Consider the following 15,174-nt stretch of genomic DNA (forward strand, 5'->3'; position numbering starts at 1 on the left):
TCTAATTTAATTTTCCTTGTTTAATCCTGTTCGTATTTTGCTTTACCTTATAGTTGATATAGACATTCAAGGCTATACCAAAAGGGATGGCAATGAATGTGTATAGCTTATTGGGTGAGCCCTTGAAAAAATTCCATTTCTTGGCAAAAAGGCTCGATGATATATAGTGTATTGAATTTTTCAGTATTACTTTTTTATTGATCCCATACTTCATTTTTACTTTTCTGTATTCCATGAATGAGTTGGGGCTGTTTTTATATCTTTTATACAGCCCATTGGACAGCCCATCCTGCTGGTACTCTATAATACAGTATACTTCATCTGAAAGGAGAAATTTATAATCCTGATCAATCAGCGTAAATATCCAGCTTACTTCATGAAAGATTTCATTTTCAAAATATGGATATGGCAAATACTTTTTATAAACCTCTGTATCGAAGATGTATTTCTTATCTCCTTTAATTTTATAATAGTCTACCAGCTCTGAATAGGTAGATTCTTTGATATCCGGTAAATATTCTCCTGCCACACTACCGTCCTGGTAAGCATCCAAACCTATAATTCCCGCCGAATTGTTTTTTTTATTCGTCTTCCAGAACTTCAGTATTTTTTCTACAGCATCATGCGGCATATAATCATCAGAATCTATGCAGGTAAACAACTCTGTGTCAATATAATCCAAAGCCAATATTTGTGCCGCCAGCTTGCCTTTGTTCTTCTGATAATAATACTGGATATCAATCTTATTTTCTTCAATCCACATTTCAACTTGGGCACGTGTATTGTCACTTGAACCATCATCTACAATAATCCATTTAAAGTCTGAAGAACTTTGCCCGCATAAGGACTCATAAAGCCTGACAAGGGTTTTTGCCCTATTGAATGTCGGTGTAAAAACCGTTATTGCCTTCATATGTTCCCTAGCTTTTTAAAAATTTTATCAAACTCTTCTACCTGGTTTTTCTTATCATAATTATGAACAATAAGACTTTTCCCATTATCTGCGATGAATTGATACAGTTCTTTATCATTATAAAGTTTATGAATCGCATCATAATAATCATCCACGTGATTATGTGTAGCAATATACCCTGTAAAATTGTTCAGAATATAGTCTGTAACTCCTCCAACAGGGTTGGCAATAACAGGCATTCCAAATGCCAGAGCCTCCATAATGACACGTGGCAATCCTTCTGTATCAGAAGGGTGTATAAGGATATCACTGTTCTTAAAAATACTGTACGGATCTTTCTGATTAAGAAGAATCTCTATGTGGTCATCCAGCTTATATTGAGTAATATCATTTCTGATTTTCTTCAGAAAATTATCTGAAACCGGTGTATCATACACAGCTCCCATCAGAATCATTTTAAAGTTGATCTGGTTCTCTTTTAATTTCTTAGCCAGTGAAACAGATAAATCCTGACCTTTTGCTGGTAAAAAGCCCCCGCAATGCAAGATCACCATTGGATCGCCCTCTTTTCGTACTTCTCTTTCCTTTTTATACTGATCTACTTTGATTATATCAATAGCGTTAGGAACTACAAAAATTTTCTCCAAGGGCGCAAGACCACCTGTAAAAATAGCCTGCCTGGTAGACTGCGAAACCCCGATAAAATAATCAGAATTATATTTAAACATCAGCTTTTTAAGGAAGCCGATTGAATTATATGCAAACCAGCCTCTGGCAAAATAAGCAATCTTGTAATCTTTTCCTTTCTTTAAGATTGAATTGGTTTTGATATTATTAACAATAACCACATCTGGTTTAAAAGTATTTTGAAATTTCTTAAACTCTTTCTGCAGCCTGATCCAATCCAATAAAAACAAAATGATGTTTATACCTATTTTAAAAGGATTTTTTGAGCTAAAAATAGCAATAGGACTATCATTTTTCTTTAAAATATGTATCGGGATTTTATTGGCCTGTACATCTTCAACAAATTCACTGCAACTTCCCCAGAAATCTACAATTGCCGAATTATGCCCCTCTTCATTCAGTCGTCTTGCCAACTCTATAGTACTTTTACGAGCACCACCATGGATTTGAACGGCTTCAAGGAAAATTATATTCATTTTATATCACTTTCATTATTACTATATAATAAAAATTGAGTTATAAGTTTTTAAAGCTAACCTGATCAACAAAATAATTACAGTATTATCTCAGACTACGTCAGAATATATTGTCATTATTTTAATAAAAAAAGGATTTTTTTCAGATCTGTGTGTTCAGTGACCAAATGCGACAAAGTAAATTTATCTTTAAAATAATATATTTATGCAAAGAAATAATTACAATAATTATATTATGGATAAGTTTTTCACTATATATAACAAATATACAAAATTTTAATATGTCACAAACGTTTGAATCAAAGTTAACATTAATTTATAACTACTTTAAGATTATCAATCTTAAAAATTTTTTAAAAAACACTGTACGATTTCATATTCCAGATTGACCTTATCTTCATGCCATTTCAACTCAGCATCATAAAAGCCCTGGCAACGGTCATAGACAAACGGCTGAAAGCCATAGCTTATTTCTACCATCAAAGGTTTGTCTTCTGAGTCGAATATAAAATCATAGGCAACACTTACCATATTCAGCTTTTGGGCTGTCTTGAAAGCAATATCCACTGCTTCCAGATTAAAATCCCCAGGAGTAAACTCAAGCATCCCACTGCCTGAAGCCCTGAAATCATTATCTCTTGTATTTCTTTTCAGATAATAACATTTATCGCCAATTACAATAAGTCTTATATCATATTTCAGCCCCGGAATAAACTCCTGAAAATACACATAGTTTCTTTGCTTTGGAAAAACTTTGTATTGTTTATCTACAAATATTCCTTTAAATCCCCACTTGATAATTCTAAGAAAATTATGCCAGGTTTTCTGTCTTCCAAACCTTTCGATAGTATCGGTAAAGACAGCCCAAGAATCATAAGCAGCAAATCCTCCGTTAAATGCTTTATCTACAAGCTTTTTGCCTGATGTTTTGTTTTCACCAGCTTTACATTAATCGAACCTGCACCTCCCTTCAGCTTAAAAACTTTAGGAAATGAAGTTTTTTCTATATAATTTACAGCTTCACTTTTATGGTAGAAAACATCCGCTTTTACAAGTGGTACGTCTAATGCTTCCAAAAGATATTTCTGTGCTACTTTATCGTCAAAGTGCCAGTAAGACTCTTCATTAGGATATGTTTTGACACCTATTTGGTTGATAGACCTGAACAACGATTTGGCATGCAGCATATCTTCAAAATAATTCTGATTAAAATGCCACATAAAGTGAGTTACCCTATTTTCTTTAATCTGTTTAACAATATCATTATCAAAAGCATTTACCAACAAATAAGGTATATTCTTTTCTTCCAAATATTCGATCCATCGGTCGGAAAAACTTCCTTTACGATGGTGTATTGCTACTTTCATTCTATTCATATTGTTTAATCACTTTAAACGAATCTGTTCCGTATATGCTTTTGCAGGAACTTCCCCTTTTACAACACTTCCGGCCATAATCACAGATCCTTCTCTGATAATGGTTCCTCCCAGTATGGTTACATTTGATCCAATCCATACATTATCTTCCACAATGACCTGCTTTCCTTCATCAGCGATTGTAAGCCTGTCAATGGGATGATCCATGGCAAGGATATGTCCGTTCGAATCTATAATATTGGTATTAGCTGCAATCAGACAATTATTACCAATATGAATTTTTTTACCGCATGAATGCATGTGCCATGTATTCTACAGTTTTCGCCAATAATGATCTCAGCCTGAGGTCTGTCTGCCAATAGTTTACAGGCAGAATGCATGTTGATGTGATATTTCTTTTTTGACGAGTTTATCAATGTATTTTTCCTATTACTATTCTGGCATCGTGATGTTTAAAAATCACAGGCTTACCTTTAAAGTGCACTTTTCCTAAAAAATTAATTCCTTTTAATTTTTTATAATAACTGCTTAAAAACAGGTTAAGGAGCTTATTATTAATTTTTTGTACTATCATTTTTCAACCATTTAAAAAACAGGCTTGAGCCTATTAAACATCGTACCAGGCTCAGACTGATCGCAGAACCAAAAATTGTGAAGTATCTGATCAGTGGGATGGTAATAAAAAAACCTATAACTGAAAAAATCAGAGTATTCTTCATCACTAATTTATCCTGACGATGAACAATAAAGTAATTAAGCCCGAAAATATTATACAGTGTATACCCAAACAGTCCTAATGACAGGATCGTTAGAATCCAAAAAGCATTTTCATAACTGATATGCAGATACCAGAAAATTAATTTATTGAAAATTAATACTCCGGCTATCATTACACTTATGGTAATCAGCATCATGTTCTTATACCAGTTAAATGCATCTTTCTTTCGATTAAGAAAAGGGAAAAACACGCGGGAAAGGATTTCAATTAATGTCACAATCAGATTTACCACAGTCAGAATAGCCTGATAAATCCCCACAAGCTTTGGAGTTCCCAAGATCCCCAGCAGGAATGTACTCGTATTGTTGTATAAAGTAGGAACAAACTGATTTATAAAAATCGGTGAATTGATTTTTATTGTCTTGACAATCAGTTTATAAGGCAGAAAAATAAACTTCAGTTTGTATTTTTTTACAAGTAAATATTGTCCTACCAGACCTGCTCCAACATATCCTGCACTCTGCAGCAATGGATAAATCCAGAAATCACTTTCTTTTTTAATAAAAATAAAAACACATAATGTAAAAAGAGTTTAATTCCTAGATTCAGATACGTAATATAGCGCATTTGCTCAATTCCCTGGAAAAACCATTCCGGAAACAATACATATCCTAACAGAAGTAAGCTTGTGTAAAAGTATATTTCTCTGTTTTCATAGAATGGCGGATACACATACACAGCAATACCAATGATAAGCCAAGAAAGAAGTAGGAAAAGCGCCTTAATTGTTAGAACCTTACTATAAATAATATTAAGTCTTTTCGGACTGTCTCTGTAAATAGCCACGTCACGGGTCGCTGTAATTCTGAAGCTGAAGTCCGTTAAAGATGTAAAGTAGGCAATAAGTGATGCTGAAAAAACAATGATTCCGTATTTTTCGAACCCTATTACTCTTAAAATATAAGGAAGGGTAACTAATGGCAACAACATTCCAACCAACTGCAGAGCAGATAGTGAAATAAAGTTCTCCAGCAAGGCTTTCTTATCTTTAGTATTGAAAATCTTCTTTATTTTATTGATCATTATTTCAGCGTAATCGTTTCTGCATTATTCTTTAATTTCTGACCATATCCCACCGCACTTCTGGAAGCCGGGCTCAGTTTTCCGAAATCCATCTTTACATTAACCTGGTGAGAAGCTCCTTTAAATGATCTGAATTTGGCAGTCGAATTATTTTGTGAAGAAAAGTTATTGATAATAATATTTCCGTTGAGCTGAGGAAATTGCGTATTGGGCTTATCTCTGGTAACAGCTAATCCAAGGCCTATTTTAGAACCGTTATCCTTAAAGTTGTTTATAGTAATTGAAATATCTTTCAGATTTTTCCCAACCATATTTCCTGGTGAAATAATGATTCCGTAGTTTCCGTTTTTTTCAGTTTCAATATTATTAAGTTTAATATTCTTGACATCATAGAAATTACTGTCTGGCTCTACATCTATTCCTGCCTGAGGATTTGTTCCTGTAGTACCGGCAATGTAAGCATTTTCCAACAGCAGATTACTTACTCCTCCGATTGTAATTCCGTTTCTGCGGTTATCTTTCAGGATGACATTCTTTATGGTAATTCCTGAAGAGCTAATGTTGTTTCGTCCTCCGATACATATCCCATCCCCCCAAAAGCTCTCAATATATGAGCCAACGATATTAACATTGGTGGATGATAGTATATAAATCCCCATCCCCCATTCTCCACTAGTGGAAAGATGTTTATGCTTATCTCCTGTTATAGAAGGGTAATACAGATCTACATTTTGGATACCAAAGAGATTAAGCATTCCATTTCTGTCTTTACTGTTAGGCTTCATGATCAGCTTTGAATTCTTCTGAAAAAGAATTTTCTGATTTGATTTTAATGCCAATCCATTTTCATTAATAAGAATCGGAAAATCAGGCATTATAATGACTGAATTCTCATTGATTCCTTGCTGTATATAAGAAGTATAATCTGTACCTCCATCTTTGGAGTATCCTTTTGGCAGATAGCCCGTAAGGTCTTTTGCATTTGCAAAATATTGGCTTTTAACCGTATCGAATCCTGAGAAACGGTCTCTAACATATTCCTGACAACTTCCCAAAAAACTAAGTAATACTAAACATAAGAAAATCACTTTTTCATTTTGACAGATTTAATTTGTTAATCATTGTGAAAAATGGTATAAACACAACTAAGTTGATAAATAATGTAGCTGAAAGGGAACCAATATTGATCATCATTGATGTTGAACAGCCAAAAGCCAGAATGATATACAAGAAGAACAGAACTGGTGAACTGGTCGTGTAAGCTTTTGTTTCAAACCTAAAGGCTAAAATGGATAAAATAAATATATAGATATAAAAAAAATATTTTGAAAAATGATAAAGTCCGGCAACAGATACCGGTACAATCTGGTCTCTGGACCTACCTGCTCCGTAAATATGGTTATTAAATTTTATGTTGGTTTTATAGTTGTCATTGGAAAATTTTGATAATAGTGGAATATTTTGTGTAACATCGGAGATAAAATAATAATACTTATCAAATGGATTTACCATATTTTTTTGATAAGAATCATATCCTATAGCATAGTTGGCAACTCCACCGAAATAAGCATTCAGCTCGTGCAGACTGAAGAAGCCTCCTACGTCTGCCTTTTTTGTATTGCCGGAAAATTTTGTCAATGAAGCCAATAACAAAATAGCGACAAAGAAAACTGATGAGTAGGTAACCACTTTTCTTCTGTAATCCGGATAAAAATAAATAAGCAAAAGAACTAAAGGAAAAGAAGCATATACAATACTAAATCTGGAAACACCAATAATAATAGTTGCATTAATCAACACTACAAGTATTGAAAGCATCAGCTTTGTAATCTGCTTTATTTTAAAAGAATTTATAACGGAAAAGATGAAAAGAACAATATATGCCCGCATTACGGGAAACATAATACTTACCAACGGCGAAACACTTTCCAGATCTCCGGAAACTTTAAGCTTTAAATAAGTGGCAATATCCCATACAAAACTTAATTTATGTAAGAAATTTCTGTTCGATGCAATAATCAGTATAAAAAGAAAAAACAATCCCGTTGTAACGGTATTGAGTGGTAAGAAGTCTAATTTCCTCTCTTAGGCTTAACTTCTTTTGAAGACATACAAATATGGTAAGCAATCAAAATAAACAATAATTCAATGAGCATCATCGCTACCGCATAAGCTTCATTAATTGTAATGCTGCCAAATCTTAATTTATCACCGGTTATAAAAGAAAGGGTATGATAATGTAACGGATAATCTGCTGAATTGTTATAATCCAGAAGATAAAATACGATTTTAGCTTTATAAAGATATTAGAAATAAGTAAGGTAAAAAAACCCAAGCCTATAGGCAGAAAATAAACATCCTGATAGGAAGTATTGCTTACTTTGCCATAGATAAAGAAACCTATAGAGAAAAACAAAAAACTTAAAGTGAATAAAACTAATTTATATGATTTATTTACCTCCATGCTCAATAGGATTCTTACTTCTTAATTTAAATAAATAGTATAATACGGTACAAAACATTTCAAACCGGACAAATCCGGAAAAGCGAAGAGGAAACACAGCATCATTCTGTTTTCTCTCTTCACTTATTTTTATAATCTGGAATCACATTCCTCCAGCACTCCCTTCACATCATAAACAATTCCTCCCTCCTTCAGATAATTATTCAGGTTCAATCCCATGAATTCTTTGTGAGCAACCGTAAGAATAATTGCGTCAAATTTCTCTTCCGGAATTTCATTGACAACGGTAAGATTGTACTCATGTTTCACTTCTTCAGGTTTAGCCCACGGATCAAAAGTTGTAACATGTAAAGAATAATCTTCAAGCGCCTGAATAACGTCTACAGCCTTCGTATTACGTACATCCGGGCAATTCTCTTTAAACGTTATTCCTAAGTTCAATATTCTGGCTCCATTAATTGAGATCTTCTTTTTGATCATCGTTTTTACAAGCTGTGAAGCCACATATTGCCCCATAGAGTCATTAAGACGGCGTCCTGCCAATATAATCTCCGGATGATACCCATTCTCCTGGGCTTTCTGGGCCAGGTAATATGGATCTACTCCAATACAGTGGCCACCTACCAATCCTGGTTTGAACGGCAGAAAGTTCCATTTGGTTCCTGCCGCTTCCAATACCGCATGCGTATCAATTTCTAAGAGGTTGAAAATTTTAGCCAGCTCATTGACAAAAGCAATATTGATATCTCTCTGTGAGTTTTCAATTACTTTAGCCGCCTCTGCAATTTTGATCGTTGGAGCCAGGTGAGTTCCGGCTACAATCACAGATTTATATAAAGTATCTACCACTTTTCCGATTTCCGGTGTAGAACCTGATGTAACTTTCAGAATTTTCTCTACCGTGTGCTCCTTATCACCTGGATTGATTCTTTCCGGTGAGTATCCTGCATAGAAATCCTGATTGAATTTGAATCCTGAAACTTTTTCCAGAACAGGAATACATTCTTCTTCTGTAGCTCCCGGATATACCGTAGATTCATAGATAACAATGTCTCCTTTGGACAGTACCTTACCTACAGTTTCTGAAGATTTGTATAATGGAGTAAGATCCGGACGGTTATGCTTATCTACAGGGGTAGGAACTGTCACGATATAGATATTGGCATCCTTAATATCATTGATATCTGCTGAACAGTACAATCCCTTCTCTCCGTTCTGATTAAAAGGGCTCTGGTGTTTTAAAACCGCTTTCAGTACGTCGTTTTCTACTTCCAGAGTACTGTCAGTACCCGTATTTAATTCTTCAATCCTTTTCTGATTGATATCGAAACCTACAACCGGATATTTTGTTGCAAATAATCTTGCTAAAGGCAGACCTACATATCCTAATCCGATTACGGCAATTTTATATTGTTTTTCCACAAAGAATCAATTTAAGCTTGTTTATTTTAAATTTTCCCAATACCAGCTGATAGCTTCTTTTAATCCTTTTTCTATCGTATGGCTTGGCTTATAACCTAATAATTTTTCTGCTTTTTCAACAGATGCCAGAGAGTGAGGAATATCTCCTACACGGTTTGGACCATGAATAACCTCCACTTCACCAATCTTCTCATCGAATTCACTTAAATACTTTTTAAGATACCCCACCAGATCATTCAATGTGGTACGGTCTCCTACTGCTGTATTATAAACGGTATTTATTGCTTCGGGATTTTCAGTAAGCATAGCCAGCTCATTCATCTGAATAACATTATCAATGTAGGTGAAATCACGTGAATAATCCCTGTTCCGTTTATTGTAGGAGATTCATGGTTGATTAACTGTTTTACAAACAAAGGAATTACAGCAGCATAAGCTCCGTTCGGGTCCTGTCTGCGACCGAATACATTAAAATATCTAAGGCCGATGCATTTCATGCCGTAAGTTTTCCCAAATACATCAGCATATAATTCATTGACATATTTAGTGATGGCATAAGGAGATAAAGGTCTTCCGATCACATCCTCCACTTTAGGCAATGATTCAGAATCTCCGTAAGTAGAAGATGAGGCAGCATATACAAAACGTTTTACGTTAGCATCCCGGGCTGCAACCAGCATGTTCAGAAATCCTGATACATTTACATCATTACTTGTGATAGGGTCCTTAATAGACCTTGGAACTGAACCGAGTGCTGCCTGGTGCAGAATATAATCTACATTTTGTACAGCTTCCCGGCAAACTTCCAAATCACGGATATCCCCTTCAATGAGTTTATAATTTGGATTTTCAAGGAAAGGTTCAATATTATGACGGTGTCCTGTTGCAAAATTATCCAGGCACACCACGTAATAGCCTTTGTTTAAAAAATACTCTGTTAAGTTAGAGCCAATAAAACCCGCTCCACCTGTAATTAAAATTTTATTCATTTTTATGATTTGAAAATTTTACTCCACCAACTTTTCTTGGCTTTAGTCTGGCTGTATCCATAACCATAGCTATAGTTGTATCCATATCCGCCTGCACGTTTTGATACGTCATTAATTACAAAAGACACATTGGAAAGTTTTGAATCTCTTACCAGATCGTTTGCAAAATCAATCAGGATATTTTTTGATACTCCTGACCTTACCACATATAGTGTTGCATCTGCGGTATCAGCAATACTTAACGTGTCTGAAACCAGCATCAATGGTGCAGAGTCAATAATAATATAAGTATATTGAGAAGACATCTGCTCAATAAGCTTCTGGTAACGCCCGTTGGAAAGTAGTTCCTGAGGGTTTGGAGGAATAGCTCCTGCATAGATAACATCACATGAAGGATTGGTCGTTGAAGTATGAATAAGCTCTTCCACTTTTACAGATTCATCATATAAAAATTCTGTAAGACCTTTTCTTTTAACAGGTTCATTATCATATCTCTGAATCTGGGGATTCCTGATATCAGATCCAATCAGAAGAGCTCTTGCGTTTTTATTTGCGATGGTAAGTGCGAGATTCACAGATACCAGGGTTTTTCCTTCTCCTTTCACGGAAGAAGTAACCATAATAACTTTAGCTGAATCCTTTACCGGTAATACAAATTTTAAATTGGAAACAAGAACCCTGAAAGCTTCTGCCAGTTCTGAAAAGTCGTTTTTCTGTACCAAATGATTCTCCGAATCTGTAAGTGAAGGAATATCTACTAATACACCTAATCCTGAACGCTCTTTAATATCTTCTCTGCTATAAATTTTATCATCCAGCAGGAATAATATATAGAAAACAGCAAATGGAATTAATATTCCAAGCAATACTGCCCCTGGAAGAATAATATCTTTTTTAGGTGATACTGCAGCATCTTCTGTGAATGCCGGATTTACGATTTTTGCTTTCGGAACATCTACAGAAAGATTGATTGCATTTTCCTCTCTTTTTGAAGAAGGAATAGAAATAATTGTTCTTTAAGGTTTTGCTGACGTTCAATTCCTCTGTATACTTTAGATTGTCCGGGAACCTTTTCGATCATATTATTATTCGTATTGATCTGGTTCTGAAGCTGAGAAATACCTGTCTGGACCGTTTGCTTCTGCTCACGGATATTATCACGGATAACTTCCTTTAAAGAGGCAATTTCCCTGTTCATTTCTATAACAGCAGGGTTTTCATTGGTAGCCTGTTTAAGGGTTTTATTTCTACTGATGATTAATGAGTTATATTGAGCAATAGACTGTTCCAATGAAGGATTGAGCCCAAGATTGGATGGCATAAGCTGATTATTGCCTTTCGAAGCTTCTCCTGAAAGTGAATTCAAAAGATCAAGTTGAGCCTGCTGCTGAAGAAGGAGCTTGGTATTATCACTTGTATTCTGTAGTGCCAGTTCAGCTTGTGCCTGAAGGTCTACAATACGGTTACGGTTCTGAAAATCCTCTTTCTGATTTTCTACTCCTGAAAGATCTTTGGTAATTACTTCCAGCCTTTTGTCGATGAACACCTGTGTATTCTGAGCCTGTAGATTCTTATCTCTCTGTCCATCCAGGTTATACTGCCTGGTAACTTCATTAAGGATAGCTTCGGACTTTTCAGGAAGGGAACCTATAAGACTGATATCCATCAGCATAGCTTTCTCATCCGGTAAATTCACCTGAATCGTTTTTTCCAGCTTTTTTACTTTTTCAATAGGATTTGAAAAGACAATTTTGTAATCCGATTTCACAGTATAACCCGGATTTTTCTGGAATATCACTGTACCGAAATCTAACAGTACAGGAGTATTAAATTTACCCTTAACAACATTCTTTTTCTTCTCACTGTGAATGTTAAACTCATCTCCTTTTATATCTGTTAATGTATAAGCAGCGGAAACAAATTTTCCTTTCGTATAGCTTAATATCCTTGCAGTAATAGGTGCTTTGCTGAATAGCTGGGAATCTTTAATTTCTCCCGCACTGAAATATTCTACATTCAGATTTAAGTTCTTTACAACCTGCATCAATATAGGACGCGAATTCACTACAGCGGCTTCACTTTTCAGCTCATCGGCATTCCCTAGTCCAATTCCAAGATTATCAAGATCCGCAAGAGCTGAAGAAAGGTCGTTTTGTTTTTTATCAAATTTAAGGGTAGTTTTTGTCTGATACTTAGGGACACTGTACCTAAGATAAATGTAAGCAACCGCTACACATAGAATAATGGAGGCTATAAACCATGGCCATTTATATAAATACTGTGAAATGGTTTTCTTTAAATTTAATTTCTCCTCCTTGGGTTGAAGTTCTATCTGCTGCATATTTTATCGTCGTGTTAAAGCAATAATAAGTGTACCAGCTGTCAGTAAAGCACCAATGATCTGGAAAGTAAGGGCTCTGTTAGGGTTGGAGTTGGCTTGGACTTGTTTATTTTTGTCCGGCTGTACATACAATATGTCATTTTGCTTCATATAATAGTACGGCGAACTCACAATATCGGATCTGGTAAGGTCGACATTAACAATCTGGTCTGTTCCATCCTCCCCTGTACGGATAAGCTTTACATTGGTACGATCTCCGAAATCTGTCATATCACCTGCAAGCCCGAGTGCCTGAAAAATATTGATTTTTTGAGAAACACTTTCTTTCTGCCCCGGTTCCTTTACCTCTCCTAAAACACTTACATTGAAATTTTTAAGGGTAATGGTCACCAATGGATCAGTTAGATACCTCTTAAGACGGGATTCCAGCTCCTGTTTTAGCTGCACCTGTGTCATTCCTTTGGTATATATATTTCCTAAAACCGGAAAAGAAATATAGCCTTCTTCATTAACAAGGTATTCACTTGGTTGTACATATTGATTTATTCCCGTACCGCTTTCGCTCCCTACTTTATTTACAGTATTAAGATTAAAAGGTTTTACAGCAATTTCGTCAAGTGCAGATACAAGAATCAGGAGGACATCTCCTTCCTGAATATGTAAGCCCTGAAACTTGGCTTTTGCAACCTCCTCTTCCATATTATGCTTTGACATATATACCATGTTCTGCTTCGGTCTGCATGACAATAAAGTAACCGATAACAGTACTATATATGCAATAATAGTTTTATTCATATGTTATTATTCTTATCTACTTGTGTTATTATTTAGGTTTACAGATTGATTTCAATCTTATTTAAATATAATTACAGTAAAGCTTACCGTATCATTTAAACATTTTAAAGTGTACTTTAAATTCCCCATGTTGAAATCAATTCTTTCTCTAGCAATTTTCATTCCGTTTAAAAACAAAACGGCGAAATTATTATTTTAATATTATTTTTTTTATTTATTTAATTCCTTAATTTTAATTATATACTTCATTTTCAGACATTCCGTTATTCCTTGTTAATTAATGACTACAACAGTTATTTTCTTATAATTCATGAACTCAGTTTCCTCAATCAAACTCTGATATCATTATTTTCTTATGAGAGGGATTATTCTCATAGATTTTCCCGTAAAAAATCTGGTTGTGGTTCCGAAAAGAATATCAGAAATACTAAGAAAAAGAAAAAAAGAACAGAAAATAAATAAACAGGTTTATCCAATGCAAATTCTGATATAAGACTCGATCCCGGAAATACCACAAAAGCACTTACAGAAAACCACACAATTTTAGATAAATCAAAAGAAACAAAGTGTCTTATAATTCCCTTTTCTGTTTTGAGCAAGAGTACAAACAGAATAGTAACCGTTATCACAGAAAATATTTTTTCATTTTGATTTCCGATCAGATCAACTTTCATGTTCAGAGTATTCAGGAAAAAATATAGAACAGAAACAACTGAAACATCGATAAGAAAAGCCAGCCACTTAGGCATATACCTTAAGACTTTGATTTTAAAAATATTCCCCATATACAATAAATCTAAAATTCCATTTTCATTAATTCAACAACTGGTGGCTTTTATTATTGAGCGAAGGTAACAATTATTATTAATATTTTTAATGCTATATGTTAATTTTATTTAAAATATAAGCTTTGATATCGTAATGTTGTGAAAGTACATTTTGCAAAGTTTTCTTATTCGGGATTATAAAAACTCAACACAAAAAAAATACTGCAAAAATTATATTTTACAGTATTTTATACTACTTTGATATCATAGCTGCGATCCGGACGGGACTCGAACCCGCGACCTCCGCCGTGACAGGGCGGCATTCTAACCAGCTGAACTACCGGATCAATTTTTTAAAAAGAAATTGAGAAAACTTCCGCGATCCGGACGGGACTCGAACCCGCGACCTCCGCCGTGACAGGGCGGCATTCTAACCAGCTGAACTACCGGATCAATTTTTTAAAGAAATTGAGAAAACTTCCGCGATCCGGACGGGACTCGAACCCGCGACCTCCGCCGTGACAGGGCGGCATTCTAACCAGCTGAACTACCGGATCAATTTTTTAAAAGAAATTGAGAAAACTTCTGCGATCCGGACGGGACTCGAACCCGCGACCTCCGCCGTGACAGGGCGGCATTCTAACCAGCTGAACTACCGGATCATTATTTAAAGAACGTCGTTTCTTTTTCGTGGTTGCAAAATTACATCTTTTTTTGTTATCTGCAAATTATTTTAGAAAAAAAGCCTCCCAATACTGGAAGGCATTCATTATCAAACTTATTTTTTATAAGTGAGCGCTTAATTTTTCAGCGATTACCTCTTTTGGAGCTACACCTACTAATTTATCTACTACTTCTCCGTTTTTAAAGATAAGAACTGTAGGAATATTTCTGATACCATACTGCATAGAGATTTCCTGGTTGTTATCCACATCTACTTTTCCTACTACTGCTTTACCTTCAAAATCTGATGCTACTTCTTCGATGATTGGTCCTAAAGTTCTGCAAGGTCCGCACCATACTGCCCAGAAGTCTACTAATACCGGTTTGTCTGATTTTAAAACCGTATCCTGAAATGAGCTGTCTGTAATTTCTAAAGCCATTTTTGTTTCTTTTATTTTATTAATATTATTTTCTTTTAAT

At 34.9% G+C, this 15,174-nt stretch carries 14 protein-coding genes, 4 tRNA genes and 1 pseudogene; all 19 read right to left on the reverse strand.

Annotation, left to right across the window (positions count from 1 at the left end; all coding sequences use genetic code 11):
• Position 1: 1 nt before the first annotated feature.
• On the reverse strand, positions 2-913 hold the full coding sequence (locus tag OWR28_RS06620; protein WP_332385982.1) for a glycosyltransferase family 2 protein: 912 nt from the start codon (positions 911-913) through the stop codon (positions 2-4).
• Positions 910-2,076, reverse strand: coding sequence for a glycosyltransferase family 4 protein (locus tag OWR28_RS06625; protein ID WP_332385983.1), 1,167 nt, complete (start codon positions 2,074-2,076; stop codon positions 910-912). The genes OWR28_RS06620 and OWR28_RS06625 overlap by 4 nt, the downstream gene beginning before the upstream one ends.
• A gap of 342 nt (positions 2,077-2,418) precedes the next feature.
• Entirely contained in the window at positions 2,419-2,805 is a 387-nt protein-coding gene (locus tag OWR28_RS06630) for a hypothetical protein (RefSeq protein ID WP_332385984.1), read from the reverse strand.
• 176 nt (positions 2,806-2,981) lie between these two features.
• Positions 2,982-3,443 carry a hypothetical protein gene (locus tag OWR28_RS06635; RefSeq protein ID WP_332385985.1) on the reverse strand — a complete coding sequence of 154 codons (462 nt, stop codon included), beginning with the start codon at positions 3,441-3,443 and terminating at the stop codon, positions 2,982-2,984.
• An 18-nt stretch (positions 3,444-3,461) separates the two neighbouring features.
• Complete coding sequence (locus tag OWR28_RS06640; RefSeq protein ID WP_332385986.1) at positions 3,462-3,752, reverse strand: acyltransferase; 291 nt, start codon at positions 3,750-3,752, stop codon at positions 3,462-3,464.
• 254 nt (positions 3,753-4,006) lie between these two features.
• Positions 4,007-4,699, reverse strand: coding sequence for an oligosaccharide flippase family protein (locus OWR28_RS06645; RefSeq protein ID WP_332385987.1), 693 nt, complete (start codon positions 4,697-4,699; stop codon positions 4,007-4,009).
• A complete protein-coding gene (locus OWR28_RS06650; RefSeq protein ID WP_332385988.1) occupies positions 4,660-5,253 on the reverse strand; it encodes an oligosaccharide flippase family protein in 594 nt (197 codons plus the stop codon). The genes OWR28_RS06645 and OWR28_RS06650 overlap by 40 nt, the downstream gene beginning before the upstream one ends.
• Entirely contained in the window at positions 5,253-6,341 is a 1,089-nt protein-coding gene (locus OWR28_RS06655) for a right-handed parallel beta-helix repeat-containing protein (protein ID WP_332385989.1), read from the reverse strand. Before OWR28_RS06655 ends, OWR28_RS06650 begins: the two co-directional genes overlap by 1 nt.
• Positions 6,342-6,345: 4 nt before the next feature.
• Entirely contained in the window at positions 6,346-7,293 is a 948-nt protein-coding gene (locus OWR28_RS06660; RefSeq protein WP_332385990.1) for a hypothetical protein, read from the reverse strand.
• 553 nt (positions 7,294-7,846) lie between these two features.
• Positions 7,847-9,139, reverse strand: a complete 1,293-nt coding sequence (locus OWR28_RS06665) for a nucleotide sugar dehydrogenase (RefSeq protein WP_332385991.1) — start codon at positions 9,137-9,139, stop codon at positions 7,847-7,849.
• 21 nt (positions 9,140-9,160) lie between these two features.
• Positions 9,161-10,128 (reverse strand): annotated as a pseudogene (locus OWR28_RS06670) (SDR family oxidoreductase).
• Positions 10,129-10,130: 2 nt separating this feature from the next.
• Positions 10,131-10,994, reverse strand: coding sequence for a CpsD/CapB family tyrosine-protein kinase (locus tag OWR28_RS06675; protein WP_332385992.1), 864 nt, complete (start codon positions 10,992-10,994; stop codon positions 10,131-10,133).
• An 89-nt stretch (positions 10,995-11,083) separates the two neighbouring features.
• Complete coding sequence (locus OWR28_RS06680) at positions 11,084-12,469, reverse strand: Wzz/FepE/Etk N-terminal domain-containing protein (RefSeq protein WP_332385993.1); 1,386 nt, start codon at positions 12,467-12,469, stop codon at positions 11,084-11,086.
• 3 nt (positions 12,470-12,472) lie between these two features.
• Positions 12,473-13,183 carry a polysaccharide biosynthesis/export family protein gene (locus OWR28_RS06685; RefSeq protein ID WP_332385994.1) on the reverse strand — a complete coding sequence of 237 codons (711 nt, stop codon included), beginning with the start codon at positions 13,181-13,183 and terminating at the stop codon, positions 12,473-12,475.
• A gap of 1,121 nt (positions 13,184-14,304) precedes the next feature.
• A tRNA-Asp gene (locus OWR28_RS06690) sits at positions 14,305-14,378 on the reverse strand.
• A gap of 32 nt (positions 14,379-14,410) precedes the next feature.
• A tRNA-Asp gene (locus OWR28_RS06695) sits at positions 14,411-14,484 on the reverse strand.
• Between the two features lie 30 nt (positions 14,485-14,514).
• A tRNA-Asp gene (locus OWR28_RS06700) sits at positions 14,515-14,588 on the reverse strand.
• Between the two features lie 31 nt (positions 14,589-14,619).
• A tRNA-Asp gene (locus OWR28_RS06705) sits at positions 14,620-14,693 on the reverse strand.
• 123 nt (positions 14,694-14,816) lie between these two features.
• Complete coding sequence (gene trxA / locus OWR28_RS06710; protein ID WP_027374941.1) at positions 14,817-15,134, reverse strand: thioredoxin; 318 nt, start codon at positions 15,132-15,134, stop codon at positions 14,817-14,819.
• Between the last annotated feature and the right edge of the window lie 40 nt (positions 15,135-15,174).

This window comes from Chryseobacterium sp. 1B4, from assembly GCF_036631475.1.
Classification (GTDB): domain Bacteria; phylum Bacteroidota; class Bacteroidia; order Flavobacteriales; family Weeksellaceae; genus Chryseobacterium.